This is a genomic window from Pseudomonas cremoricolorata (assembly GCF_000759535.1).
In the GTDB taxonomy this organism is placed as follows: domain Bacteria; phylum Pseudomonadota; class Gammaproteobacteria; order Pseudomonadales; family Pseudomonadaceae; genus Aquipseudomonas; species Aquipseudomonas cremoricolorata_A.
In genome coordinates this window covers 971,094-996,295 of sequence record NZ_CP009455.1, presented here as the reverse complement: position 1 = coordinate 996,295, position 25,202 = coordinate 971,094, and the positions used below count along the sequence as shown (strand labels likewise).

The following is a 25,202-nucleotide window of genomic DNA, read 5'->3' as shown; positions in this document are numbered from 1 at the left end:
TTTCGCCCAATGATTTTGCGGAGCTGGTGATGGTTGAACGTATCGCTTCGGTCGAGCGCAACACCCTGGAAACCCAGGTCAAGGCCTCGATCAACCTGGATGGTACGGGCAAGGCCCGATTCGATATCGGCGTGCCGTTCCTTGAACACATGCTCGACCAGATCGCCCGCCATGGGCTGATCGACCTCGACATCGAGTGCAAGGGCGACCTGCATATCGACGATCACCACACCGTCGAAGACGTCGGCATCACCCTCGGCCAGGCCTTCGCCAAGGCCATCGGCGACAAGAAAGGCATCTTCCGCTACGGCCATGCCTACGTGCCGTTGGATGAAGCGCTGTCGCGCGTGGTCATCGACTTCTCCGGCCGTCCCGGCCTGCAGATGAACGTGCCCTATACCCGCGCCAGCGTTGGCGGCTTCGATGTCGACCTGTTCCAGGAATTCTTCCAGGGCTTCGTCAACCACGCCCTGGTGACCCTGCACATCGACAACCTGCGCGGGCACAACACCCACCACCAGATCGAAACCGTGTTCAAGGCCTTCGGCCGCGCGCTGCGCATGGCCGTCGAGCAGGACGCGCGCATGGCCGGACAAATGCCATCGACCAAGGGATGCCTGTAAATGCAGACGGTAGCGGTAATCGACTACGGCATGGGCAACCTGCACTCGGTGGCCAAGGCGCTGGAGCACGTCGGTGCCGGCAAGGTGCTGGTCACCAGCGATGCGGCGGTGATCCGCGAGGCCGACCGCGTGGTGTTCCCAGGCGTCGGTGCGATTCGCGACTGCATGGCGGAAATCCGTCGCCTGGGCTTCGACAGCCTGGTACGTGAAGTCAGCGTCGATCGCCCGTTCCTCGGCATCTGCGTGGGCATGCAGGCGCTGCTCGAACACAGCGAAGAGAACCACGGCGTCGACTGCATCGGCCTGTTCCCCGGCCAGGTGAAACTGTTCGACAAGTCGACCCAGGAACACGGCGAGCACCTCAAGGTGCCGCACATGGGCTGGAACGAAGTCAGCCAGGCCATGGCCCACCCGCTGTGGCACGACATTCCCGACCAGGCGCGCTTCTACTTCGTGCACAGCTATTACATCAATGCCGGCAAGCCAGGCCAGGTGGTCGGCCGTGGCCACTACGGTGTCGATTTCGCCGCCGCGCTGGCCGACGGTTCGCGCTTCGCCGTGCAGTTCCACCCTGAGAAAAGCCACACCCATGGCCTGCAACTGCTGCAGAACTTCATCGCCTGGGATGGGCGCTGGTAATGGCTGGCGCGCGCAACAAGGCTCCGATCCTCACCTTGGCGCCCGAGCAGGAGCGTGAAGCGCTCGATACGCTCAAGCGCTTCGTCGAAGATCGGTTCGAGTTGCAACTGGGTTCGTTCGAGGTTGCCGAGCTGCTCGAGGTGTTCAGCAAGGACATCGCGCCGCATTACTACAACCGCGCCATCGCCGATGTTCAGTTGCACTTGAAGGAGCGCTTCGAGAGCATCGAAAGCGACGTATGGGCGTTGGAAAAGAACTGAGAGCTGCACGCTTGAAGCCGAAGCTCGATCACTGATCTGAAATACAGTGCGCACTGCTTGCAGCTTGTCGCTTGCAGCTTGCCGCTCCAAAGGAAAGAGCATGCTGATTATTCCCGCTATCGATTTGAAGGACGGCGCATGCGTGCGTCTGCGCCAGGGCCGTATGGAAGATTCCACGGTGTTCTCCGATGACCCGGTGAGCATGGCCGCCAAGTGGGTCGAGGGGGGGTGCCGTCGCCTGCACCTGGTCGACCTCAACGGAGCCTTCGAAGGCCAGCCGGTCAACGGTGAAGTGGTCACGGCGATTGCCCAACGCTACCCGAGCCTGCCGATCCAGATCGGCGGCGGCATCCGCTCGCTGGAAACCATCGAGCACTACGTCAAGGCCGGCGTCAGCTATGTGATCATCGGCACCAAGGCGGTCAAGCAGCCCGAGTTCGTCGCCGAAGCGTGCAAGGCTTTCCCGGGCAAGGTCATCGTCGGCCTGGATGCCAAGGACGGTTTCGTCGCCACTGACGGCTGGGCCGAAGTCAGCACGGTGCAGGTGATCGACCTGGCCAAGCGCTTCGAGGCCGATGGCGTCTCGGCCATCGTCTACACCGACATCGCCAAGGACGGCATGATGCAGGGCTGCAACGTGCCCTTCACCAAGGCCCTGGCCGAAGCTACGCGCATTCCAGTGATCGCCTCGGGCGGCATCCATAACCTGGGCGACATCAAGGCCCTGCTGGACGCCAAGGCCCCCGGCATCATCGGCGCCATCACCGGCCGTGCGATCTACGAAGGCACCCTCGACGTCGCCGAAGCCCAGGCCTTCTGCGACCAATTCCAAGGCAGCCGCGAGCTGTAAGCGCAAAGCTGCAAGAAGAAGCCGAACCGCAGCGCTTCTTCTTGCCGCTTGTAGCTGACAACTTGTAGCTGCTCCTCAGGAGCCCCCCGATGGCTTTAGCGAAACGCATCATCCCTTGCCTGGACGTGGACAACGGCCGGGTGGTCAAGGGCGTCAAGTTCGAGAACATCCGTGATGCCGGTGACCCGGTGGAAATCGCCCGTCGCTACAACGAACAGGGCGCCGACGAAATCACTTTCCTCGACATCACCGCCAGCGTCGATGGCCGTGACACCACGCTGCACACCGTCGAGCGCATGGCCAGCCAGGTGTTCATTCCGCTGACCGTCGGCGGTGGCGTGCGCAGCGTGCAGGATATCCGCAACCTGCTCAACGCCGGTGCCGACAAGGTGTCGATCAACACCGCCGCAGTGTTCAACCCCGAGTTCGTCGGTGAGGCGGCCGAGCGCTTTGGCTCGCAGTGCATCGTCGTGGCCATCGATGCCAAGAAGGTCAGTGGCGCCGGAGAAACCCCGCGCTGGGAAATCTTCACCCACGGTGGTCGCAAGCCGACGGGGCTCGATGCGGTGGAGTGGGCGAAGAAGATGGAAGCGCTGGGGGCGGGGGAGATTCTCCTGACCAGCATGGATCAGGACGGCATGAAGAGCGGCTTCGACCTTGGCGTGACCCGTGCCATCAGCGATGCGCTGGGCATCCCGGTGATCGCCTCGGGCGGTGTCGGCAACCTGCAGCACCTGGCCGACGGCATCCTCGAAGGCCATGCCAGCGCGGTGCTGGCGGCGAGCATTTTCCACTTCGGCGAATACACCGTGCCTGAGGCCAAGGCGTATATGGCCTCGCGCGGCATCGTCGTACGCTGAGCCACCCCTCGCGCAGCGCTTCAGCTCAGGCCCGTGCCCTTTGGCACGGGCCTGTTGCCCAGCTTCAGAAGTAGGTCGTTGCCCCCACGAAATACGCCCGTCCCGGTACGTAAAACTGCGTGGCGTCGTCTCGTGCATCTTCATCGAGCAGGTTCTGGATACCGGCCTTGACCGTCAGCCAACTGCTGGCCGTCCATACGCCAGTCAGGTCATACGTGGTGTACGACTTCAGGAAATCAGTGGCCACGCCGCGCTGTTTTCCGACATGCTGCGCGGCCAGTTCAGCATTGAAACGGCTGTCGATCTGCCAGTCCAGGGCGCTGTACAGCGACAGCTTGGGTGCGCTGATCAGGTCCTTGCCGGTGGAAAGGTTGCGGCTTTCCAGCAGGTAGGTAGCATTGCTGCGCCACGTCACGCGGTCAGCGATCAGCGGTACGCTGAACGAGCCTTCCCAGCCGCGAGTACGCGCCTTCTCTGCGTTCTCCAGCAAGGTCCACCACCGGCCTTCATGGAACCCTTTGGGCGCGTAGTCGATCTTGTTCCTGAAGTCGGTGTGGAAGTAGGTCAGGCCTGCCTGCCAGTCATCGAAATCATAGGCCACGCCCATTTCCTTGCTGATGCTGGTTTCCGGACGCAGGTTGGGGTTGCCGGCCATCCAGCAACCGCCCGTGACATAACCCAACGGCCGCAAGGATGTGCAGCCGCGACCCTTCGAAAACGTGGCTGCGCCCGCGCTTCCCTCCTTCAGATTCGGTGCACGAAAGCCCTTGGAAATGCCGCCGCGAAGCGTCCAGTCAGGGTGCGGGTGGTAGACCACATAGGCCCGCGGGCTGTGGTGATTGCCATAGGTGTCGTTGTGATCGAAGCGATTGCCCAGCGTCAGTGAAAGGTTATCGAGCAGGAAGATCTCGTTCTCGATGAACGCGGCCCAGTTGGTGCGTTGGTAGCTGGAACCTGAAACCGGCTGGCCCTGGTAGTCGACGGGCACGGTGCCGAGGGTTCGGGTGTTGGTCAGCGACTCACGCATCCATTGGCTGCCTACGGTCAGGCGCTGGTTGAATTGCCACTCAAGGGGCATCGTCAGGCTGCCCTCGACGATCTTCTCCTCGGAATGGGCTTTTTCTGCACTGATCTTGTTCTTGAAGCGGTTCAGGTAGGCATCGAGCCGTGCTGTTGCAAAGCCCAAGTCACCGTTGTAGGACGTGGCATAGCTTTCGCGGGTCAACTGCCCGGCCCCGAACGCGCTGATCTGCGACTCAGGCATATCCGACGCCCAGGCCCGTTCGACTCCCTGGCTGACCTCGAAGGAGACGCTGTGGTCCCCATTCACACGCCAGTCGAGCAAGGCGTTGGCGCTTCGATCCTTCGCCCCACCGGCGCCGTCATTGCTCAACGGATCGCCGAGGGCATCCAGGCGAGGTCGCACCTCGTCGCTGGCGCGGCGAGTGACGTTGCCGCCCAGGCGCAGGCCGATCGATTCACTGAGCGGACCCGACAGGTTGACGCTGGTCTGCTGGGTCTGACCGCGATCGCTGTTCTCTGGAATCGTGGTATTGGCCTCCAGCGACCCACTCCAGGTTCGTGACACCTTGCGCGTGATGATGTTGATTACCCCACCCATGGCATCGGAGCCATACAGCGAAGACATCGGGCCGCGAACCACTTCGATGCGCTCGATCATGTTCGGCGAAATCCAGTTCAGGTCCTGGCGACCCAGGTCTCGCCGGTAATGGGTATCGGCTGAGCTGCCCATGCGCTTGCCGTCCACCAGAATCAGCGTGTACTTGTCGTCCAGCCCGCGCAGCTTGATTTTCGATTGCTCGCCCACCGGCCCGAACCCGCCTGTCACACCGGGCAGGCGCCGCAGCAGGGTATTGAGGTCGTGCACCGGTTGGCGCTCGATTTCTTCACGGGTAATGACGCTGACGCTGGCCGGCGCATCGCGCACGTCAGTGCCGCCGCCGCTGGCAGTGATGAACGACATTTCCAGTTCAGCGACGGCCTTTTCCGGCGGCTCTGGGACTTGCGTGGCATGGGTGAGTGGAGTGAAGAGGGCAACAGCGAGCAGACCGAGGGGTAAAGCAGGAGGGTTCATTGCGGGCCAATCCTTCGTAGTCAGGAAGTGGGCCGGGATGTTAGTGAAAATGAGAACGTTTCGTGATTTATTCGTAAGTTATTGAGTTTCAAGAAATTTATATGAAAATTTGTGTCGGAGAGCTGAGGGGTGGCAGCCGCTCTAGTTCGCGGTGTTCACTGGGATTGGGGGGTGGGAGGGGAAGTTACGGGGTGTTGCGGGGGGGAGGTAAGGGAGGGGCCGCTTTGCGGCCCTATCGCGGCTGAACCGCAGCGGCGGATGGGCCGCCGCCGCAGTTTAGCCGCGAAGCTCTTCAGGTCATGAAGGTCAACCGTGGTTCTTGCCCAGCAGCGCGTGATACAGCTCGGTGTCCCCGAGAATCCCCACCACACGGTCGTTGTCTTGCAGGACCAGCTTGTTGCCCGTGTGGTAACGGATCTGCAAGGCTTCGCGCATGCCGATGTCGGCGTGCACTACGGTCGGGCGGCGGCCGAGGGTTTCGACATCCTGCCCCGGTGCCCAGTGCTGCATGTCCAGGCCATTCTGGCCTTGGCGGGCGCGTTGCAGCGAGCCGCCTTCGCCCAGGTCGAGCCAGGCATCTTCGCCAGGGTCAAGGCACACCGAACCGTTGATGCGTTTGCACTGGTCGACGGTGCGCATCAGGCTGCGGCCGCACAGCACGTTGAGTGGGTTGGTGTGGGCGACGAAGGTGCGCACGTATTCGTCGGCCGGGTTGAGGACGATTTCTTCCGGCTTGCTGTACTGGATGATCCGACCATCTTTCATGATGGCGATGCGCGTGCCGAGCTTGAGCGCTTCGTCCAGGTCGTGGCTGACGAAGACGATGGTCTTGGCCAGCTTGCGTTGCAGTTCCAGCAGCTCATCCTGCAGGCCCTGGCGGATCAGCGGGTCGAGGGCGGAGAACGGTTCGTCCATCAGCAGGATGTCGGCGTCCATCGCCAGCGCCCGGGCCAGGCCCACACGCTGCTGCATGCCGCCCGAGAGTTCATCGGGTTTCTTGTTGCGCCACTGGGTCAGGCCCACCAGCTCGAGCTTTTCATCCACCAGCTTGCGCCGGTCCTTCTCGGGGCGGCCCTGCATTTCCAGGCCGAAGCTGATGTTCTCGCGCACGGTCAGCCACGGCATCAGGGCGAACTTCTGGAACACCATGGCGATACGCTTGGTGCGCATCATCTTCAGCTCGGCGGCGGAGCAGTGGGCGATATCGATGTGATTGCCTTCATGCTCGACGAACAGCTTGCCGCGGCTGACGGTGTTCAAGCCGTTGATGCAGCGCAGCAGGCTCGACTTGCCCGAGCCGGACAGGCCCATCAGCACGCAGATCTCGCCCTTGTTGATGTCCAGGTTGGCTTTTTCGACACCGACCACCAGGCCGGTCTGCTTGAGAATCTGCTCGCGGGTCTTGCCTTGGTCGAGCAGTGACAACGCTTCGCGCGGCTTGTTGGAGAAGATGACGTCGACGTCTTCGAATCGAATGATGCTCATGCTTCACTCCTAGCCGGCAGCTCCGGTTGCTTGCAGATACGGTCGAGCATGATCGCCAGCAGGACGATCGCCAGGCCCGCTTCGAAGCCCAGGGAAATGTCGGCGGTGTTCAGCGCGTTGACCACCGGCTTGCCGAGGCCATCGGCACCGACCAGCGCGGCAATCACCACCATCGACAGCGACAGCATGATGCATTGGGTCACGCCGGCCGCGATGCTGGGCATGGCGTGTGGCAGTTCGATACGGGTCAGCAGTTGACGGCGCGAGCAGCCGAAGGCCTTGCCGGCGTCCATCAGTTCCTGGGGTACGTCGCAGATGCCCAGGTAGGTCAGGCGAATCGGCGCGGCGATGGCGAACACCACGGTGGAGATCAGCCCCGGCACCACGCCCAGACCGAACAAGGTCAGGGTGGGGATCAGGTAGACGAAGGTCGGCACGGTCTGCATCAGGTCGAGGACCGGGCGCAGGGCGGTGTAGAACATCGGTTTGTGCGCGGCGACGATACCCAGCGGTACGCCGATGGCGACACACACCACGGTGGCGAAGGTGACCTGGGCGAGGGTCTCCATGGTTTCCTGCCAGTACCCCAGGTTGAGGATCAGCAGGAACGAGGCGGCAACGAATACGGTGAGGGCGACTCGGCGCTGAATCAGGTGCGCGAGCGCGGCGAAGATGGCGATGAGCACGAAGGGGTTGAACCAGGTCAGGGCACTGGTGACCCCGTAAATCATGAACTCCAGGCCTTGGGCGATGGCGTCGAAGTAGTTGGCGCCGATTTGCGTCAGCCACTCGACGAAGGTTGCCATGTACTGGCCTAGCGGTATTTTCTGATCGATGAGCATGATAGCGAGCTTCCACCTGCAAAGATTGAAATCAGTCCGGGGAGGGCACGGTCCCGCCCCGCGGTAGTGCCTGACGGCCTGGGCAGACCGCCTGCTATTGCGACTTTCGTTATTGCGTCAGCTTGGCCTTGGCCGCCTCCAGTCCCGGTTTGCCATCGACGGTCGTCACCCCGGCCAGCCAGGTGTCGAGCACTTGAGGATTGTTCTTCAGCCACGCTTGCGCAGCGGCATTGGGTTTCATCTTGTCGTCCAGCACCTTGCCCATCAGGGTGCTTTCCATGTCCAGGGTGAACGACAGGTTGTTCAGCAGCTTCCCGACGTTGCTGCACTCCTGTGCGTAGCCCTTGCGGGTGTTGGTGTAGACGGTGGCCTTGCCGAAGTCAGGGCCGAAGAAGTCGTCGCCGCCGGTCAGGTACTGCATCTGGAAGCGTTTGTTCATCGGGTGCGGTTCCCAGCCGAGGAACACCACGCCTTCGTTCTGCCGCTTGGCCCGCTCGACGGCGGTCAGCATGCCGGCCTCACTCGACTGCACCAGCTTGAAGCCGGCGTCCTTCAGGCCAAAGGCGTTCTTGTCGATCATGCTCTGGATGGTGCGGTTGCCATCGTTGCCAGGCTCGATGCCATACAGCTTGGCGCCCAGCTCGTTCTTGAATTTGGCGATATCGGAAAAGTCTTTCAGGCCCTTGTCGTACAGCGACTGCGAGACCGCGAGGGTGTATTTGGCGTTTTCCAGATTGGGACGCAGGGTTTCGACGGTGCCGGCATCGCGATAGGCCTTGATGTCGTTCTCCATGGTCGGCATCCAGTTGCCGAGGAACACGTCGAGGTCTTTGCCGGAGGCGAGGGATTTGTAGGTGACAGGTACCGAAATCATCGTGGTCTTGGTCTTGTAGCCCAAGGCTTCGAGAACGGCGGTGGTGACAGCGGTGGTGACGGTGATGTCAGTCCAGCCGACGTCCGAAAAACGTACCGTCTGGCACTGTTCGGGCTCGGCGGCCTGGGCCAGCAGCGGTGTGGCTAACAACGCGGCCAGCAACAGCGAGGGTGAGGCTTTCATGGGTGGACTCCATTAATTTTGTCTTCGGGTTCGCGAGGGTCGTCGAGCCTTCTTCGGGCTTCGATCGTCCAGGCCTGCAGAGGGCAGGTTGCGGGGCCGTGCAATACGAGTCGCTTTCGATAATCCTCCAGCGGTCGGCATTCGCCTACTGCCAGGGTCGTATCCAGTGCAGCACAGGTCGTATCCAGTATGTGCGATGTCGCTTAGAGATTGTTCTGCCCGTCCGAGGGCGCTTTTGCGGCATCCGGCGCTCCGAAAGCGCCCGTGCCAGGGGCCTGCAGCGGCGTCCATCCGGGGCGCTGGTGGACAAAAGTACGTCCGTTGCAGACGGCGAACTGTAGGACAAAAGTCCGATGATGCGCGCATTCACAGTGGTCGTCCGCAGCCTGGCGGACGCATCACGGCACGCAACGACGCGTGCAGACAAGCCCATCAAGAGGTGATTCGACAATGGCCATCAGCGTGTTCGACCTGTTCAAGATTGGTGTCGGGCCTTCCAGCTCCCACACCGTCGGCCCCATGCGCGCCGGCGCGTTGTTCGTGCAGGGACTGCGCGAACGTGACGAACTGCAGCAGGTCAGCCGCGTCGAGGTGCGCCTGTATGGCTCGCTGTCGGCCACCGGCGTCGGCCACGGCACCGACAACGCCACCATCATGGGCTTGATGGGCGAATGGCCCGATCAGATCGACCCGACCCTGATCGGCCCACGCATCAGCGAATTGCGCGAAACCAACACCCTGCAGCTCGATAGCCGCCTGCCCATCGAGTTTCGCTGGGAGCGCGACATGCTGCTGCTCGACGAGAACCTGCCGTACCACCCCAACGCCATGACCCTGGTCGCCTACGCCCAGGACGGTGATCTGCTGCACGAGGACACCTACTACTCGGTCGGCGGCGGCTTCGTGGTCGATGCCGCGCAGGCTGCAAGCGGCGTGCTTGACGCTGACCAGACCGTGCTGCCGTACGATTTCAACAGCGCCGCCGAACTGCTCGAGCTGTGCAAGAAAAACGACATGCGCGTGTCGCAACTGATGATGGCCAACGAGCTGACCTGGCGCAGCGAGGAAGACATCCGCGCCGGGCTGTTGAAACTCTGGCGCGCCATGCAGGAATGCGTGAACAACGGCCTGAAATACGAAGGCACACTGCCTGGCGGACTCAACGTGCGCCGCCGTGCGGCCAAGCTGCACCGCAACCTGCAGGAAATCGGCAAGCCCAATGTCATCGGCTCAACCATGAGCGCCATGGAGTGGGTCAACCTGTTCGCCCTGGCGGTCAACGAAGAGAACGCCGCCGGCGGGCGTATGGTCACGGCCCCCACCAACGGCGCGGCGGGCATCATTCCGGCGGTGCTGCATTACTACATGCGCTTCTCCGACGTGGTCGACGAAAGCAACGTGGTCGACTACCTGCTGGCCGCCGCGGCGGTCGGCATCCTGTGCAAGAAGAACGCGTCGATCTCCGGTGCCGAAGTGGGTTGCCAGGGCGAGGTCGGTTCGGCGTGCGCCATGGCGGCGGCAGGTCTTGCGGATATTCTGGGCGGCACCCCGCCGCAAGTCGAAAACGCCGCCGAGATCGCCCTGGAACACAACCTGGGTCTGACCTGCGACCCGGTCGGCGGGTTGGTGCAGGTGCCGTGCATCGAGCGCAACGCCATCGCAGCAGTGAAGGCGATCAATGCGGTGCAGATGGCGCTGCGCGGCGACGGCGAACACTTCATTTCCCTCGACCAGGTGATCCGCACCATGCGTGACACCGGCGCCGACATGCATGACAAATACAAAGAGACCTCTCGCGGCGGCCTGGCCGTCAGCGCCATCGAATGCTGATGCCCGGATTTGACGCCAAACGGGTCTGATTGCCCCAATCTGGAACACGCCAGTAACGCGCCGGCCGGTACTTGTTACCGCTGCCGGCGCACTGGTCGGTGACACTTGATGATGTCGTTTCTGGACATGTTTCCCACGAGTGCTACCGAAATGCTCAGTGCATAGAAGCAAACGCGCTAGGACGCTGCTTTACCTTTTCCTACAAGCTTATGAGAAAAGCCCATATTGACTGACGTTGAGGTCGTTTTTGGGCTTTGTTGAACGAACATCCAAAACAGGCATGCCAATTGCGTTGCAATTGGCAAAAGCCCCGCAAACGAACCGGGGCCATTACAAGAAACAGTGCCCGCCTGAGGCACACCCTGTATTTGTGTGAGGAGAATCACGATGTCGTCGTCCACCTCCGGGACCCAGTCCCAGAACCGCACAGCACCCCAATCCATCGGGTTTCTCCTGCTGGACAACTTCACCCTCATTTCCCTGGCCTCGGCGGTCGAGCCGCTGCGCATGGCCAACCAGCTGTCGGGCCGTGAACTGTATCGCTGGCACACCCTGACCCTCGATGGCGGCCAGGTGTGGGCCAGCGATGGCCTGCAGATCACCCCGGATGCGGCCATGCATGCCGCGCCAGCGATGGATACGGTGATCGTCTGCGGTGGCGTCGGCATCCAGCGCACCGTGACCCGCGAGCACGTCACCTGGCTGCAGGCCCAGGCCCGCCAATCGCGCCGCCTGGGTGCGGTGTGCACCGGCAGCTGGGCGCTGGCCTGTGCCGGTTTGCTCGACGGCTTCGATTGCAGCGTGCACTGGGAATGTCTGGCTTCGATGCAAGAAGCCTTCCCGCGGGTCAACATGAGCACGCGCCTGTTCACCCTCGACCGTAACCGGTTCACCAGCTCTGGCGGCACCGCGCCGCTGGACATGATGCTGCACCTGATCAGCCGCGATCATGGCCGTGAGCTGTCAGCGGCGATCTCGGAAATGTTCGTCTACGAGCGTATTCGCAACGAACAGGATCACCAGCGCGTGCCGCTCAAGCACATGCTTGGCACCAACCAGCCGAAGTTGCAGGAAATCGTCGCGCTGATGGAAGCCAACCTGGAAGAGCCGATCGACCTCGACGAACTGGCGGTGTACGTGTCGGTGTCGCGTCGTCAGCTCGAACGGCTGTTCCAGAAGTACCTGCATTGCTCGCCGTCGCGCTATTACCTCAAGCTACGCCTGATCCGCGCGCGTCAGTTGCTCAAGCAGACGCCGATGTCGATCATCGAAGTGGCCTCGGTCTGCGGCTTTGTCTCCACCCCGCACTTCTCCAAGTGCTACCGCGAATACTTCGGCATTCCGCCGCGTGACGAGCGCGTGGGCTCCAACACCACCCAGCAGGTGGCGATGATGCCAATCCCGCAGGCCATGGTGCTGTCGCCGCATAGCGGGCCCATGGCGGCGCTGAGCCAGGCGCGCAACGAGTCGACCTTTGCCAGCGTGAGGCTCTGACGGCGCGAGCAGAACCCTTGGCCCCGCAGGCCTTGAGCGCTGCTCGATAGCCTGTGAGGGCGAACAGCCCGCCGTTGTGGTTTACCCGCGAACGCCTGCCGAGCGCCGCTCACTCTCGTAGCGGCGCCTCACTCCACAGTTTCAGCCACGCTGCTGAAACTGTGCCAGGGCTGGCAGCAATTGTTTGTCTATCGCCTGGCGCACCGCTGGCAGAATGGTCGCGCCGCCCTTGTACATGTCCTCGACCATGCCGCGCAGTGCGCGGGCGTTAGGTTCATTCAAACCCCCTACGACCTTGGCGCAAGCCTCGTCGGCCGTGGCCTCGGCGGGAATGCTGAAGCCCAGTGCGCGCAGATGGCCAAGCAGGTCGTCCTGGTCGATCAAGTCGGTGTGCATCATGTGTGTCGTCCTCTGGCAGTGAGCATTGAGCCGATTCTGTGACCTGCCCGACAGCACAGCAAGGGCAGAATGCGCACGTGGCAACTTTGGCTAAGAACAGGTCGTTTACGGCTAACTGCACCCTCACGCAAATCAGCACACTGAACCCATTCACGGTTTCCAGCGGGTTTGGTCACCCGCTCTCACACACAGTGGATGCTCGCTCTTGGCCCCGGATGCTCACGGCTTTCCGGGGTTATTTTTTTCAGCGGCAGAGCCGCAACTCTTTAGCGTCGTACCGGCAAAGCGAGTGCGCGGGCCCTGTGAACAGGGTGTGGCGCGTCGTGCTGTCCGCTGTCCAGCGCCTGCAACGCGGTTACGCTGTACGCCTCGAACGGCGCCGCTCTCGGCCCGGCCAGGTCGACATGCAAGAGCATCTGCTCGCTGGCCGCCAGCGCCTCATCGAACTCAGCGCGGTGCAGGCTGTGGTAGACCTGCACGCGTTTGTGGTCGAAGCCGACGATCTGCGTTTCCACCCACACCTCGGTGCCGAGCTTCACTTCGTGCAGGTAGTTGATGTGAGCCTCCAGGGTGAACAGCGAGTGGCCGCTCTGCCCGCGGCTGTCGGCGTCCAGGCCGATGCGCTCCATCAGGGCGTCGGTGGCGTAGCTGAAGATCAGCAGGTAGTAGGCATCGCGCAGGTGGCCGTTGTAGTCGACCCAGTCGGCCTGAACCTCGGTGCGATAGGTGATCAGTGCGGGCATCGGGTGCTCCTCATTCGCTGAAGGTCATGCCATGCCTGGCCTTGCTGGTGCCGATCGCCTCCAGCACCGCCAGCAAGGTGTCGTCGCGGTAGCGTTCGAGCTCTGCGATGCTGCGCTCGCCCAGTTGCACCGAGGTGCCGTCGACCACGTCGTCGATCAGCCGCTCGGTCAGTTCCGGCGCTGGCAGATAGGTCCACGGCAGTTTCAGCGCCGGGCCGAACTGCTGCATGAAATGGCGCATGCCGGCATCGCCACCGGCCAGGGTGTAGGTGAGGAAGGTGCCCATGAACGACCAGCGCAGACCGGCGCCGAAGCGGATTGCGTCGTCGATTTCGCCGGTGGTTGCGATACCGTCGTTGACCAAGTGCAGTGCTTCACGCCACAGCGCTTCGAGCAGGCGGTCGGCGATGAAGCCGGGGACTTCCTTGCGCACATGCAGCGGGCGCATGCCCAGCTCGGTGTAGATGCCTTTCGCCGCCTCGATGGCCTCGGGCGCGGTATGCCGGCCGCCGACGATTTCCACCAGCGGCAGCAGGTACACCGGGTTGAACGGATGGCCGACGATGCAGCGCTGTGGGTGGCTGGACGACTCGTAGAACTCACTGGGCAGCAGCCCTGACGTGCTGCTGGCGATGAGGGCGTCGGGCTTGGCGGCGGCGCTGATTTTCGCGTGCAGGTCGAGCTTCAGATCAAGGCGTTCCGGGGCACTTTCCTGAATGAAGTCGGCGTTGCGCACGCATTCCTCGATGGAACTGACGAAGGTCAGACGGTGTTGCGCGGCGCCGGCTGCCAGGCCTTGTTTTTCCAGCGCCGGCCAGGCGTTGGCGACGCGCTGGCGCAGGGCCTGTTCGGCGCCGGGGGCGGGGTCCCAGGCGATGACGTCGAGGCCATGGGCCAGCGCGCGGGCGACCCAGCCGCTGCCGATGACGCCGCTGCCGAGGGCGGCGAAGGTTTTGATGTGGGTGATGAAGGGCATAACGAATCCTCGGGTGTGCGCCTGTAGGAACGACCGGCCGCGCTCCGGGCAAGTCGCGATGGCCGGCAAAGCCGGCCCAACCCAGGCGAGCGAAGTCGACCTGACCTATGGCGTTTGTTGAATTGGGCCGGCTTTGCCGGCCATCGCGGCTCACCGGAGCGCCGGACCGGCCGCTCCTACAGGGAGCGGTGGGATTTCAACTGCATTTTCTGGCGGCCTTCGGCGGGGGTGAGGACGCGGGCGCCGAGGCGGCTGATGATCTCTACGGCGCGTTCCACCAACTGGCCGTTGCTGGCCAGCACGCCGCGGTCCAGGTACAGGTTGTCTTCCAGTCCGACCCGTACGTTGCCGCCGAGCAGCACCGCCTGGGCGGCCATGGGCATCTGCATGCGACCGATGCCGAAGCCGGCCCAGGTGGCGCCGGTGGGCAGGTTGTCGACCATCGCTTTCATGGTCGCGGTATCGGCCGGCGCGCCCCAGGGGATGCCCAGGCACAGCTGGAACAGCGGGTCGTGCAACAACCCTTCCTTGATCATCTGCTTGGCGAACCACAGGTGGCCGGTGTCGAAGATTTCCAGCTCGGCCTTCACTCCCAGCTCGGTGATGCGCTTGGCGCCTGCGCGCAGTTGCGCCGGGGTCGACACGTAGATCGAGTTGCCGTCGCCGAAGTTGAGCGTGCCGCAGTCGAGGGTGCAGATTTCCGGCAGCAGCGCTTCGACGTGGGCCAGGCGCTCCAGCGGGCCGATCAGGTCGGTGCCGGCACCGAATTCCATCGGCGTTTCGCCGGGGCCGATTTCCAGGTCACCGCCCATGCCGGCGGTGAGGTTGACGATGATGTCCACATCGGCGTCGCGGATGCGTTCCATCACTTCCCGGTACAGCGCCACATCACGGCTGAAGCGCCCGGTGTTCGGGTCGCGTACGTGGCAGTGGACCACCGTGGCGCCGGCCTTGGCCGCCTCCACGGCAGCAGCGGCGATCTGTTCGGGGGTCACCGGTACCAAATGACTCTTGCTCGCGGTGTCGCCCGCGCCGGTCAGGGCGCAGGTGAGGATGATCTCGTGGTTCATGGGGATGTCCTGATCGGGCGGGGTCAGAGCGGACGGAGCGTCGCTGCCAATGAGTGAAGTCAGATCGCCGGCTTACCATCGAAGGTGGTCACGCCTTCGAGCCAGCGGGCTTTGTCTTGCGGGTGATCCTTGAGCCACTGGCGGGCCGATTCGAGGGGGTTCTTGCGTTCGAGCAGCGGCTGCATCATGCGGCTCTCATCCTCGGCGCTGAAGGTCAGGTTGCTCAGCAGGCGGTAGGCGTTGGGGCAGCGCTGGGCGTAGTCGGGGGCGGTGACGGTCCACACTGTGGCGCGGCCTTCGTCCGGGCCGAGAGCGTCTTCACTGCCTGATAGGTAGACCATGCCGCCCTTGACGTTGACGTTCATCGGGTGCGGCTTCCAGCCGAAGAACACCACCGGCTCGTTGCGCCGCACGGCGCGGTCGACGGCAGCGAGCATGCCCGCCTCGCTGGACTCGACCAGCTGGAATTTGCCCAGGCCGAACTGGTTCTTGTCGATCATCGCCTTGATCTGCGTATTGGCCCCCGAGCCAGGCTCGATGCCGTAGATCTTGCCGCCCAGCTCTTTCTCGAACTTGTGGATGTCGGCGAAGGTTTTCAGGCCCTTGTCGGCCAGGTATTGGGGTACGGCGAGGGTGGCGCGGGCGTCTTCCAGGCTGGGTTTTTCCAGCACCTTGACCTGCCCGGCATCGACGAACGGGGTGATGGTCTGGGTCATGATCGGGTTCCAGTAGCCCAGGAACATGTCCAGGCGCTGGTCGCGGATGCCGGCGAAGATGATCTGCTGCGAGGCGCTGGTCTGCTTGGTGCTGTAACCCAGGTCATCGAGCAGAACGTTGGCCATGGCGCTGGTGGCGATAACGTCGGTCCAGTTGACCACGCCCAGGCGCACGTTCTTGCACACGGCGGGTTCGGCGGCGTACAGCGGGGTAACGAGCAGGGTGCTCACGGCAAGGGACAACAGACTGCGGCTGATCGGGCGAGGCATGGTGGCTCTCCATCGGCAGGACTGAATTCTTGTAGTTCGGCCTCTGTGGACCGTGAATACACGCTACGCTGGCCGTTCGCGGGGAAATCGCACCCTGGCGACCAACATTTGCACTGTAGCGACCAGCTGCGTCGCGGAGGCCGTGATGGCTGAAATCATCGACTTGCTGTTAGTGCCGGGCTTCTCGGCCATGGGCTTCATCAGCGCCATCGAGCCGCTGCGGGTGGCCAACCGTTTTCGCGGCGAGCTGTACCGCTGGCGGGTGCTCAGCCTCGATGGCGGCGCGGTGCAGGCCAGCAGCGGCATGTCGGTGAATGCCGAGCAGGCGCTGGGGCAGGGCGAGTCGGCGCGGCTGCTGCTGGTGGTCGCAGGTTTCGAGCCGCTGCGCAGTTTCACCCCGGCGCTTCAACAGGCGCTGCGCCGGCTCGATCATGCTGGGGTGGTGTTGGGCGGCATCGATACCGGGGCAATGATCCTTGCTGAAGCCGGCCTGCTCGACGGCCACCGCGCCACCGTGCACTGGGAAGCGCTGGAGGCATTCAAGGAGCGCTATCCGCGCTTGCAGGCGACCCAGGAACTGTTCGAGATCGACCGCCGGCGTATCACCTGCGCCGGTGGCACGGCCTCGATCGATCTGATGCTCGACCTGATCGCCCAGGCCCACGGCAGCGAACTGGCCGTGCAGGTCTCCGAGCAGTTCGTGCTGGGCCGGATCCGTCCGCGCCAGGATCACCAGCGCATGGAGATCGCCGCCCGCTACGGGCTGCGCAACAAGAAGCTGGTGCAGGTGATTGGCGCGATGGAAAAGCACACCGAAACGCCGCTGGATATCCAGCACCTGGCCGATGCCGCGGGGGTGACGCGGCGCCAGCTCGAGCGGTTGTGCCAATTGCACCTCAAGCAGACGCCGAGCGGGCTGTACCTGAACATCCGCCTCGACAAGGCGCGCCAGTTGCTCAGCCAGAGCGACCTCAGCGTGACCCAGGTCAGCCTGGCCTGCGGCTTCGAGCTGGCCTCGTATTTCACCCGTTGCTATAAGCGCCGCTTCGGCCATTGCCCGCGCGAGGCCCGGCGCAGCGCACTGGGTGCCTGAGTCGGCGGCGGCAGGGGGTTATTGCTGGGCCAGCGACTGCAGGTATTCCGAGCGGTCGTCGCTGCGCTGCGCCAGGCAGGTGTTGAGCGCCGCTTCATACGCCTTGCTGCCAGGTTGCTCGGCGAAGGTTTCCAACTTGCAGTCGGCGTCGCGCAGTTGCATCCACTGGGTTTGCGCGGCTTGCAGGCGGGCGCTCAAGTCGCTGACCTTGCTGCTCTGATTGGGGTACTGCTCGCGCAGGCGCTGCAGCAGGTCGTCGAATGCCGACTTCAATTCGCGTTCGGCGGTCTGCCGGTTGAATGCGGCGCAGGCGTACGTCTGTTGCTCGGTGTCGACGTTGTCGCACGGAGTGCTGTCTTCTTCACCGGCCTGGGCACCTGTCATCACGCCCAGCAGAACCAGCCATACCATTGCTTTCATCGCTTTTCTCCAACGCCATCCGGGCCTTCGACCGGGGATTCTCGCAGAGGGCTGACGGCGGCGAAACCCATGGCCACGAATGTTCATCAAAAGCGACCTCCAGCGGCGTTATCGAGACTGGCTCTCATCGCCTCAACCCGCGCCAGAGCGCCCTTTGTCGGGCATTGACGCTTTCGGCAAACCCCCTGTCGTTTTTGTATCGGGGCGTCGCAAGTGACAGGCATATGCTGGCCCCAAAGCGCCGGCAGACAGTTTGGCGCGAGCTCACTATATAAAAGGGGACAGCCTGATGAGCCCAGCCGAACTTCACGCCGACAGCATCATCATTGACGGCCTGATCATCGCCAAGTGGAACCGTGAACTGTTCGAAGACATGCGCAAAGGCGGTCTGACGGCAGCCAACTGCACGGTATCGGTCTGGGAAGGCTTCAAGGCAACCGTCGACAGCATCGCCGCCAGCCAGAAGCTGATTCGCGAAAACAGCGACCTGGTCATCCCCGTGCGCACCACCGCCGACATCCGCAAGGCCAAGGAGCAGGGCAAGACCGGCATCCTCTTCGGCTTCCAGAACGCCCATGCGTTCGAAGACCAGATCGCCTACGTCGAGATCTTCAAGCAGCTGGGCGTCGGTATCGTGCAGATGTGCTACAACACCCAGAACCTGGTCGGCACCGGCTGCTACGAGCGTGACGGCGGCCTGTCGGGCTTCGGCCGCGAGATCGTCGCCGAGATGAACCGCGTCGGCATCATGTGCGACCTGTCCCACGTCGGCTCCAAGACGTCCGAAGAAGTCATCCTCGAATCGAAGAAGCCGGTGTGCTACTCGCACTGCCTGCCTTCGGGTCTGAAAGAGCACCCGCGCAACAAGTCCGATGAAGAGCTGAAGTTCATTGCCGACCACGGCGGTTTCGTTGGTGTGACCATGTTCGCGCCGTTCCTGGCCAAGGGCATCGACTCGACCATCGACGACTACGCCGAAGCCATCGAGTACACCATGAACATCGTTGGTGAAGACGCGATCGGTATCGGTACCGACTTCACCCAGGGCCATGGCAAGGAATTCTTCGAATACCTGACCCACGACAAGGGCTACGCCCGCCGCCTGACCAACTTCGGCAAGATCATCAACCCGCTGGGCATCCGCACCGTGGGCGAGTTCCCCAACCTGACCGAGACCCTGCTCAAGCGCGGCCACTCCGAGCGCGTGGTACGCAAGATCATGGGTGAGAACTGGGTCAACGTTCTGAAGGACGTGTGGGGCGAGTGAGCACTGCCGGGGCCTGCTGCGCGCGTCGATCACTGCGTCAGGCCCTCACGAAAAGCTCGCCGTGCCTCGGCACTGTCTCGCTTTTCGCTTCGGCCCTTCCTTGTGCTCAACGCGCTCGCTACGGCCCCGCCAGCACTCACTGCGGCTTTCTGTAAACACAAAGGCCAACTACCGGCTTTTGCATCCCAATAAAAATTTCTGGAGTTGAGTTTCCATGGCCAAGATCGCCCCGCAATTGCCAATCGAAGTCGACAGCGAGACCGGTGTCTGGACCAGCGACGCCTTGCCGATGCTGTACGTGCCGCGTCACTTCTTCGTCAACAACCACATGGGCATCGAAGAAGTGCTGGGCGCCGACAAGTACGCCGAGATTCTCTACAAGGCCGGCTACAAGTCCGCCTGGCACTGGTGTGAAAAAGAAGCTGAGTGCCATGGCCTGGAAGGCGTCGCGGTGTTCGAGCACTACATGAAGCGCCTGAGCCAACGCGGCTGGGGCCTGTTCGAAATTCAGGCCATCGACCTCGACAAAGGCACCTGCGAAGTCAAGCTCAAGCACTCTGCCTTCGTCTACGTGTATGGCAAGTGCGGCCGTAAGGTCGACTACATGTTCACTGGTTGGTTCGCCGGTGCCATGGACCAGATCCTCGCTGCCCGTGGCAGCAACATCCGCACCGTGGCCGAACAGGTCTACGGCGGATCCGAAGAAGGCCACGAAGATGGCCTGTTCGTCACAAAGCCGTTGTAAGCCGGAGAAACCGTCATGGCCTTCGAAGCAATGTTCCAGCCGATTCAAATCGGCAAACTGACCATCCGTAACCGTGTGCTCAGTACCGCTCACGCCGAGGTGTATGCCACCGACGGCGGGATGACCACCGATCGTTACGTCAAGTACTACGAAGAGAAGGCCAAGGGCGGTATTGGCATGGCGATCTGCGGAGGCTCGTCGGTGGTCGCCATCGACAGCCCGCAGGAATGGTGGGCCTCGGTCAACCTGTCGACCGACCGCATCATTCCGCACTTCCAGAATCTCGCTGACGCCATGCACAAGCATGGCGCCAAGATCATGATCCAGATTACCCACATGGGCCGTCGCTCGCGCTGGGACGGCTTCAACTGGCCGACCCTGATGTCGCCGTCCGGTATCCGTGAACCCGTTCACCGCGCCACCTGCAAGACCATCGAGGTCGAAGAGATCTGGCGCGTCATCGGCAACTACGCCCAGGCTGCGCGCCGGGCGAAAGAAGGTGGCCTGGATGGCGTCGAACTGTCGGCCGTGCACCAGCACATGATCGACCAGTTCTGGAGCCCACGGGTCAACAAGCGTACCGATGAATGGGGCGGCAGCTTCGAAGGTCGCATGAAGTTCGGCCTGGAAGTGCTCAAGGCCGTACGCGCCGAGGTCGGTGACGACTTCTGCGTGGGCATGCGTATCTGTGGTGACGAGTTCCACCCCGATGGCCTCAGCCACGAAGACATGAAGCAGATCGCCGCGTACTACGACGCCACCGGCATGGTCGACTTCTTCGGCGTGATCGGCTCGGGTTGCGACACCCACAACACCCTGGCCAACGTCATCCCGAACATGAGCTACCCGCCTGAGCCGTTCCTGCACCTGGCAGCCGGCATCAAGGAAGTGGTCAAGGTTCCGGTGCTGCACGCGCAGAACATCAAGGACCCGAACCAGGCCCAGCGCATCCTCGAAGGTGGCTATGTCGACATGGTCGGCATGACCCGTGCGCACATGGCCGACCCGCACCTGATCGCCAAGATCAAGATGGGCCAGGTCGACCAGATCAAGCAGTGCGTCGGTGCCAACTACTGCATCGACCGTCAGTACCAGGGTCTGGACGTGCTGTGCATCCAGAACGCTGCGACCTCCCGTGAGTATATGGGCGTGCCGCACATCATCGAGAAATCCACCGGGCCGAAACGCAAGGTGGTAGTCGTTGGTGCCGGTCCTGCCGGTATGGAAGCGGCCCGCGTTGCCGCCGAACGTGGCCACGACGTGACCGTGTTCGAGAAGAAAGAACAGATCGGCGGCCAGATCATCACCGCAGCCAAGGCGCCGCAGCGTGACCAGATCGCCGGTATCACCCGCTGGTACCAGCTGGAGTTCGCCCGTCTGAAGGTCGATCTGCGACTGGGCACCGCCGCCGACGTGGCGACCATCCAGGACCTGCGTCCGGACATCATCGTGCTGGCAGTGGGCGGTCATCCGTTCGTCGAGCAGAACGAGCACTGGGGCGCTGACGAAGGCCTGGTGGTGAGCAGCTGGGACGTGCTCGATGGCAAGGTCGCGCCGGGCAAGAACGTGCTGGTCTACGACACCATCTGCGAGTTCACCGGTATGTCGGTGGCGGACTTCATCGCCGACAAGGGCAGCCAGGTCGAGATCGTTACCGACGACATCAAGCCTGGGGTCGCGATGGGTGGTACCACCTTCCCGACCTACTACCGCTCGATGTATCCCAAAGAAGTGATCATGACCGGCGACCTGATGCTGGAGAAGGTCTACCGCGAAGGCGACAAGCTGGTTGCGGTGCTCGAGAACGAGTACACCGGCGCCAAGGAAGAGCGTGTGGTCGACCAGGTGGTGATCGAGAACGGCGTGCGTCCCGACGAAGAGCTGTACTACTCGCTCAAGGAAGGTTCGCGCAACAAGGGTCAGATCGACGTCGAAGCGCTGTTCGCGATCAAGCCGCAGCCGATCCTCAGCCAGGCCGGCGACGGTTACCTGCTGTATCGCATCGGCGACTGCGTGGCTCAGCGTAACGTGCACGCCGCGATCTACGATGCCTTGCGTCTGTGTAAGGACTTCTAAGGCAGCGGCAAGCTTCAAGCTGCACGCTGCAAGCAGAAGCGCCCGGTGTCGGCTTCGCTTGCAGCTCAGCTTTTAGGAGTTGCTTTGCAATGACTCTGTAACGCAGCGGTGGACTGCAGGCTACACGCATGAAGCAGGGGCGACGCCGCTTCTTCTTGCCGCTCGTAGCTTGCAGCTTGCAGCTCAAAGGTGCCTGCCATGTTGAACACCCTTCTACCCATCCTGCTGTTCACTGCCCTTGCCCTGGCGGTGCTCGGCGCGTTGCGCCGTGTGCGCATGTGGCGCCGTGGCCGTCCATCGAAGGTCAATCTGATCGGCGGGCTGCTGGCCATGCCGCGTCGCTACCTGGTCGATCTGCACCATGTGGTCGAGCGCGACAAGTACATGTCCAATACCCACGTGGCCACCGCAGGCGGTTTCGTCCTGTCGGCGGCGCTGGCGATTCTGGTGCATGGCTTCGGTCTGCAGAACAAGATTCTCGGCTACGCCCTGCTGGTCGCCACGGTGATCATGTTCAGCGGTGCCATCTTCGTCTTCAAACGCCGTCTCAACCCGCCTTCGCGCCTGTCCAAAGGGCCGTGGATGCGCCTGCCGAAAAGCCTGCTGGTGTTCGCCGCAAGCTTCTTCATCGCCACCTTGCCGGTGGCCGGCATCCTGCCTGCCAACACCGGCGGCTGGGTGATGGTCGCGGTGCTCGGGCTGGGCGTGCTGTGGGGCGTGTCCGAGCTGTTCTTCGGCATGACCTGGGGCGGGCCGATGAAGCACGCCTTCGCCGGTGCCCTGCACCTGGCCTGGCACCGGCGCAGCGAGCGCTTCGGCGGCGGCCGTTCGACGGGCCTCAAGCCCCTCGACCTGGAAGACCCGAAAGCGCCGCTGGGTGTTGAAAAACCGGCTGACTTCACCTGGAACCAACTGCTCGGCTTCGACGCCTGCGTGCAGTGCGGCAAGTGCGAGGCCATGTGCCCAGCGTTCGCCGCTGGCCAGCCGCTGAACCCGAAAAAGCTGATTCAGGACATGGTCGTCGGCCTGGCTGGCGGCACCGATGCCAAGTTCGCCGGTAGCCCGTACCCCGGCAAACCGATCGGCGAGCATGGCGGTCATCCGCACCAGCCGATCGTCAACGGCCTGGTCGATGCCGAGACGCTGTGGTCGTGCACCACCTGCCGCGCCTGCGTCGAGGAGTGCCCGATGATGATCGAGCACGTCGATGCCATCGTCGACATGCGCCGTCACCTGACCCTGGAAAAAGGCGCGACCCCGAACAAGGGCGCCGAGGTGCTCGACAACCTGATCGCCACCGACAACCCGGGCGGCTTCAACCCCGGCGGGCGGATGAACTGGGCGGCCGACCTCAACCTCAAGCTGCTCAGTGAAGTGAAGAGCACCGAGGTGCTGTTCTGGGTCGGCGACGGTGCCTTCGACATGCGCAACCAGCGCACCCTGCGTGCGTTCGTCAAAGTGCTCAAGGCCTCGGGCGTGGACTTCGCCGTGCTCGGCCTGGAAGAGCGCGACAGCGGCGACGTGGCCCGTCGTCTGGGCGATGAAGCGACTTTCCAGATTCTTGCCAAGCGCAACATCCAGACCCTCGGTAAGTACACCTTCAAGCGCATCGTCACCTGCGACCCGCACAGCTTCCACGTGCTCAAGAACGAGTACGGCGCGCTGGGCGGCGAGTACCTGGTGCAGCACCACAGCACCTACATCGCCGAGCTGATCGCGCAGAACAAGCTCAACCTTGGCCAGCACAAGGGCGGCAGCGTCACCTACCACGACCCGTGCTACCTGGGCCGCTACAACGGTGAGTACGAAGCCCCGCGCGACGTGCTCAAGGCCTTGGGTATCGAGGTTCGGGAAATGGAACGCTCCGGCTTCCGCTCGCGCTGCTGCGGCGGCGGTGGCGGCGCGCCGATCACCGACATCCCTGGCAAGCAGCGGATTCCCGACATGCGCATGGACGACATTCGCAGCACCGAAGCGGAAGTCGTGGCCGTGGGTTGCCCACAGTGCACGGCGATGCTCGAAGGTGTGGTCGAACCGCGTCCGTTGATCAAGGACCTGGCCGAACTGGTGGCCGACGTTCTGCTGGAAGAGCCAGCCCCTGCCGCAGCCAAAGCGCCAGCGGCCAAACGTGAACCTGCGGAGGTGCACTGATGAGCGACATCATCCGCCGCGATCCACGTGTCGAGTGGATCGCCCGTAACCGCCTGCATCCGCTGCACGCAGCGATGCAGACGCAACAGACCAGCTGGATGGGCCCCAACGGCCTGATGCGCAAGAACACCCATGCCATCGCTGCCGGCTTCATGGGCCCCAACGGCCTCAAGCGTATCGACCGCAGCGGCGCCCAGCAGGGCACCGCCGCCGGTGGCCGGCGCAGTGCTGCCGCCGAAGTGCAACTGCCGCTGCACCAGGTGGTCGATCCGGCGTTCTACATCGCCGTGGTGCCGGATATGGTCGGTGGGCGTCTGGGCGCCCACGACAAAGACCTGCTCGGCCTGGCCCACAGCCTGGCCGGCAAGGACGGAGCGGTGCTGGCCATCGTCTTCGGCGAGCACAAGGAAAGCGCCTTCGACACCGCTGGCGTCGACCGCCTGCTGGTGATCGAAGGCGATGCCTACAAAGGCTACGCCCCCGAGCAACTGGTGCAGGGGCTGCGCGCCGTAGACAACCAGTTCGCCCCGCGTCACTGGCTGCTGCCTGACAGCCGCGCCGGTGGCGGCGAGTTGGGCCGGCGCCTGGCCGCGGCCATGGGCGAGCGCCCGGCGACGCGCGTGTGGCAGGTCAAGGACGAGGAATGCATCGGCCGCGCCGGTGCCGGCCAGCAAGACCTGCATCGCCCGTTGGCGCGGGTGATCCTGGCGTCCTCGGAATGTGCCGACCCGGTCAGCGATACCCGTCACGAAGCCTTGCCGGTGGAGTTGTCGGCGCCGGTCGCGCGCAGCCTGTCGCGCATCGAAGACCTCGGTTCGGTGGCGGTCGACCCGGCGGCCATCGCCATGGCCGAAGCCGAATTCATCGTCTCGGGCGGCAACGGCATCAAGGACTGGGATTTGTACCACAAGGCCACGGCGGCCCTGGGCGCCACCGAAGGTGCCTCGCGGGTGGCAGTGGACGACGGCCACATGCCGCGTAATCGCCAGGTCGGTGCCACCGGCACCTGGGTCACCGCACGGGTGTACATGGCCGTCGGTATTTCCGGCGCCATTCAGCACCTGCAGGGCATTGGTGCCTGCGACAAGGTGATCGCGGTGAACATGGACCCGGGCTGCGACATGATCAAACGTGCCGACCTGTCGATCATTGGCGACAGTACGGCGATTCTTCAGGCCCTGATCGAGGCGGTGGAAAACTTCCGCAGCGGCGGCCAGCGTGACGCGGCGTGAGGGCACGAG

At 63.2% G+C, this 25,202-nt stretch carries 23 protein-coding genes; 13 read left to right on the top strand and 10 right to left on the bottom strand.

Annotated features, from left to right (window positions below; genetic code table 11):
- Positions 1 to 29 precede the first annotated feature (29 nt).
- The 5 genes from hisB to hisF all read left to right on the top strand — a co-directional run bounded on the left by hisB (position 30) and on the right by hisF (position 3,232).
- A complete protein-coding gene (hisB, locus tag LK03_RS04205) occupies positions 30 to 623 on the top strand; it encodes an imidazoleglycerol-phosphate dehydratase HisB (protein WP_038411215.1) in 594 nt (197 codons plus the stop codon).
- A complete protein-coding gene (gene hisH, locus LK03_RS04200) occupies positions 624 to 1,262 on the top strand; it encodes an imidazole glycerol phosphate synthase subunit HisH (protein ID WP_038411214.1) in 639 nt (212 codons plus the stop codon).
- Positions 1,262 to 1,522, top strand: a complete 261-nt coding sequence (locus LK03_RS04195; RefSeq protein WP_038411213.1) for a DUF2164 domain-containing protein — start codon at positions 1,262 to 1,264, stop codon at positions 1,520 to 1,522. The genes hisH and LK03_RS04195 overlap by 1 nt, the downstream gene beginning before the upstream one ends.
- Before the next feature lie 100 nt (positions 1,523 to 1,622).
- A complete protein-coding gene (gene hisA, locus LK03_RS04190; RefSeq protein WP_038411212.1) occupies positions 1,623 to 2,372 on the top strand; it encodes a 1-(5-phosphoribosyl)-5-[(5-phosphoribosylamino)methylideneamino]imidazole-4-carboxamide isomerase in 750 nt (249 codons plus the stop codon).
- A gap of 89 nt (positions 2,373 to 2,461) precedes the next feature.
- Positions 2,462 to 3,232 (top strand): imidazole glycerol phosphate synthase subunit HisF, encoded by a 771-nt coding sequence (gene hisF / locus LK03_RS04185; protein WP_038411211.1) that lies wholly within the window; start codon positions 2,462 to 2,464, stop codon positions 3,230 to 3,232.
- Between the two features lie 64 nt (positions 3,233 to 3,296).
- Here the strand turns inward: hisF and LK03_RS04180 are convergent, their stop codons facing one another.
- From LK03_RS04180 to LK03_RS04165, 4 genes are all read right to left on the bottom strand, one after another.
- Positions 3,297 to 5,327 (bottom strand): TonB-dependent receptor domain-containing protein, encoded by a 2,031-nt coding sequence (locus tag LK03_RS04180; protein WP_038411210.1) that lies wholly within the window; start codon positions 5,325 to 5,327, stop codon positions 3,297 to 3,299.
- Positions 5,328 to 5,633: 306 nt separating this feature from the next.
- Complete coding sequence (gene choV / locus LK03_RS04175; RefSeq protein WP_038411209.1) at positions 5,634 to 6,812, bottom strand: choline ABC transporter ATP-binding protein; 1,179 nt, start codon at positions 6,810 to 6,812, stop codon at positions 5,634 to 5,636.
- Complete coding sequence (gene choW, locus LK03_RS04170) at positions 6,809 to 7,657, bottom strand: choline ABC transporter permease subunit (protein WP_205621232.1); 849 nt, start codon at positions 7,655 to 7,657, stop codon at positions 6,809 to 6,811. Before choW ends, choV begins: the two co-directional genes overlap by 4 nt.
- Before the next feature lie 106 nt (positions 7,658 to 7,763).
- The gene (locus tag LK03_RS04165) at positions 7,764 to 8,711 is read right to left on the bottom strand and encodes a choline ABC transporter substrate-binding protein (protein ID WP_038411207.1); all 948 of its coding nucleotides are present in this window, start codon (positions 8,709 to 8,711) and stop codon (positions 7,764 to 7,766) included.
- A 450-nt stretch (positions 8,712 to 9,161) separates the two neighbouring features.
- Here LK03_RS04165 and LK03_RS04160 point away from each other — a divergent pair, with 450 nt between their 5' ends.
- A complete protein-coding gene (locus tag LK03_RS04160; protein ID WP_038411206.1) occupies positions 9,162 to 10,541 on the top strand; it encodes an L-serine ammonia-lyase in 1,380 nt (459 codons plus the stop codon).
- A gap of 387 nt (positions 10,542 to 10,928) precedes the next feature.
- The gene (locus LK03_RS04155) at positions 10,929 to 12,035 is read left to right on the top strand and encodes a GlxA family transcriptional regulator (protein WP_038411205.1); all 1,107 of its coding nucleotides are present in this window, start codon (positions 10,929 to 10,931) and stop codon (positions 12,033 to 12,035) included.
- A gap of 141 nt (positions 12,036 to 12,176) precedes the next feature.
- Here LK03_RS04155 and LK03_RS04150 read toward each other — a convergent pair whose 3' ends face one another.
- The 5 genes from LK03_RS04150 to choX all read right to left on the bottom strand — a co-directional run bounded on the left by LK03_RS04150 (position 12,177) and on the right by choX (position 16,209).
- Positions 12,177 to 12,434, bottom strand: coding sequence for a hypothetical protein (locus LK03_RS04150; protein WP_038411204.1), 258 nt, complete (start codon positions 12,432 to 12,434; stop codon positions 12,177 to 12,179).
- A gap of 266 nt (positions 12,435 to 12,700) precedes the next feature.
- Complete coding sequence (locus LK03_RS04145) at positions 12,701 to 13,177, bottom strand: thioesterase family protein (protein ID WP_038411203.1); 477 nt, start codon at positions 13,175 to 13,177, stop codon at positions 12,701 to 12,703.
- 10 nt (positions 13,178 to 13,187) lie between these two features.
- A complete protein-coding gene (locus tag LK03_RS04140) occupies positions 13,188 to 14,153 on the bottom strand; it encodes an L-carnitine dehydrogenase (protein ID WP_038411202.1) in 966 nt (321 codons plus the stop codon).
- A 176-nt stretch (positions 14,154 to 14,329) separates the two neighbouring features.
- On the bottom strand, positions 14,330 to 15,223 hold the full coding sequence (locus tag LK03_RS04135; protein ID WP_038411201.1) for a 3-keto-5-aminohexanoate cleavage protein: 894 nt from the start codon (positions 15,221 to 15,223) through the stop codon (positions 14,330 to 14,332).
- A gap of 59 nt (positions 15,224 to 15,282) precedes the next feature.
- Positions 15,283 to 16,209, bottom strand: a complete 927-nt coding sequence (gene choX / locus LK03_RS04130; RefSeq protein WP_038411200.1) for a choline ABC transporter substrate-binding protein — start codon at positions 16,207 to 16,209, stop codon at positions 15,283 to 15,285.
- A 145-nt stretch (positions 16,210 to 16,354) separates the two neighbouring features.
- Here choX and LK03_RS04125 point away from each other — a divergent pair, with 145 nt between their 5' ends.
- Positions 16,355 to 17,302 (top strand): GlxA family transcriptional regulator, encoded by a 948-nt coding sequence (locus LK03_RS04125; RefSeq protein WP_038411199.1) that lies wholly within the window; start codon positions 16,355 to 16,357, stop codon positions 17,300 to 17,302.
- Positions 17,303 to 17,320: 18 nt separating this feature from the next.
- Here LK03_RS04125 and LK03_RS04120 read toward each other — a convergent pair whose 3' ends face one another.
- Positions 17,321 to 17,722: a lysozyme inhibitor LprI family protein gene (locus LK03_RS04120; RefSeq protein ID WP_038411198.1), complete on the bottom strand. Its 402-nt coding sequence runs from the start codon at positions 17,720 to 17,722 to the stop codon at positions 17,321 to 17,323.
- Between the two features lie 289 nt (positions 17,723 to 18,011).
- Between LK03_RS04120 and LK03_RS04115 the strand changes: the two genes are divergently transcribed.
- From LK03_RS04115 to LK03_RS04095, 5 genes are all read left to right on the top strand, one after another.
- Positions 18,012 to 18,989, top strand: coding sequence for a dipeptidase (locus LK03_RS04115; RefSeq protein WP_028693436.1), 978 nt, complete (start codon positions 18,012 to 18,014; stop codon positions 18,987 to 18,989).
- A gap of 214 nt (positions 18,990 to 19,203) precedes the next feature.
- A complete protein-coding gene (locus LK03_RS04110; protein WP_038411196.1) occupies positions 19,204 to 19,734 on the top strand; it encodes a DUF5943 domain-containing protein in 531 nt (176 codons plus the stop codon).
- Positions 19,735 to 19,749: 15 nt separating this feature from the next.
- Complete coding sequence (dgcA, locus tag LK03_RS04105; protein ID WP_028693438.1) at positions 19,750 to 21,810, top strand: dimethylglycine demethylation protein DgcA; 2,061 nt, start codon at positions 19,750 to 19,752, stop codon at positions 21,808 to 21,810.
- A gap of 198 nt (positions 21,811 to 22,008) precedes the next feature.
- Positions 22,009 to 23,961, top strand: coding sequence for a dimethylglycine demethylation protein DgcB (gene dgcB, locus LK03_RS04100; protein WP_038411195.1), 1,953 nt, complete (start codon positions 22,009 to 22,011; stop codon positions 23,959 to 23,961).
- Complete coding sequence (locus tag LK03_RS04095; protein WP_038411194.1) at positions 23,961 to 25,193, top strand: electron transfer flavoprotein subunit alpha/FixB family protein; 1,233 nt, start codon at positions 23,961 to 23,963, stop codon at positions 25,191 to 25,193. Before dgcB ends, LK03_RS04095 begins: the two co-directional genes overlap by 1 nt.
- Positions 25,194 to 25,202 lie beyond the last annotated feature (9 nt).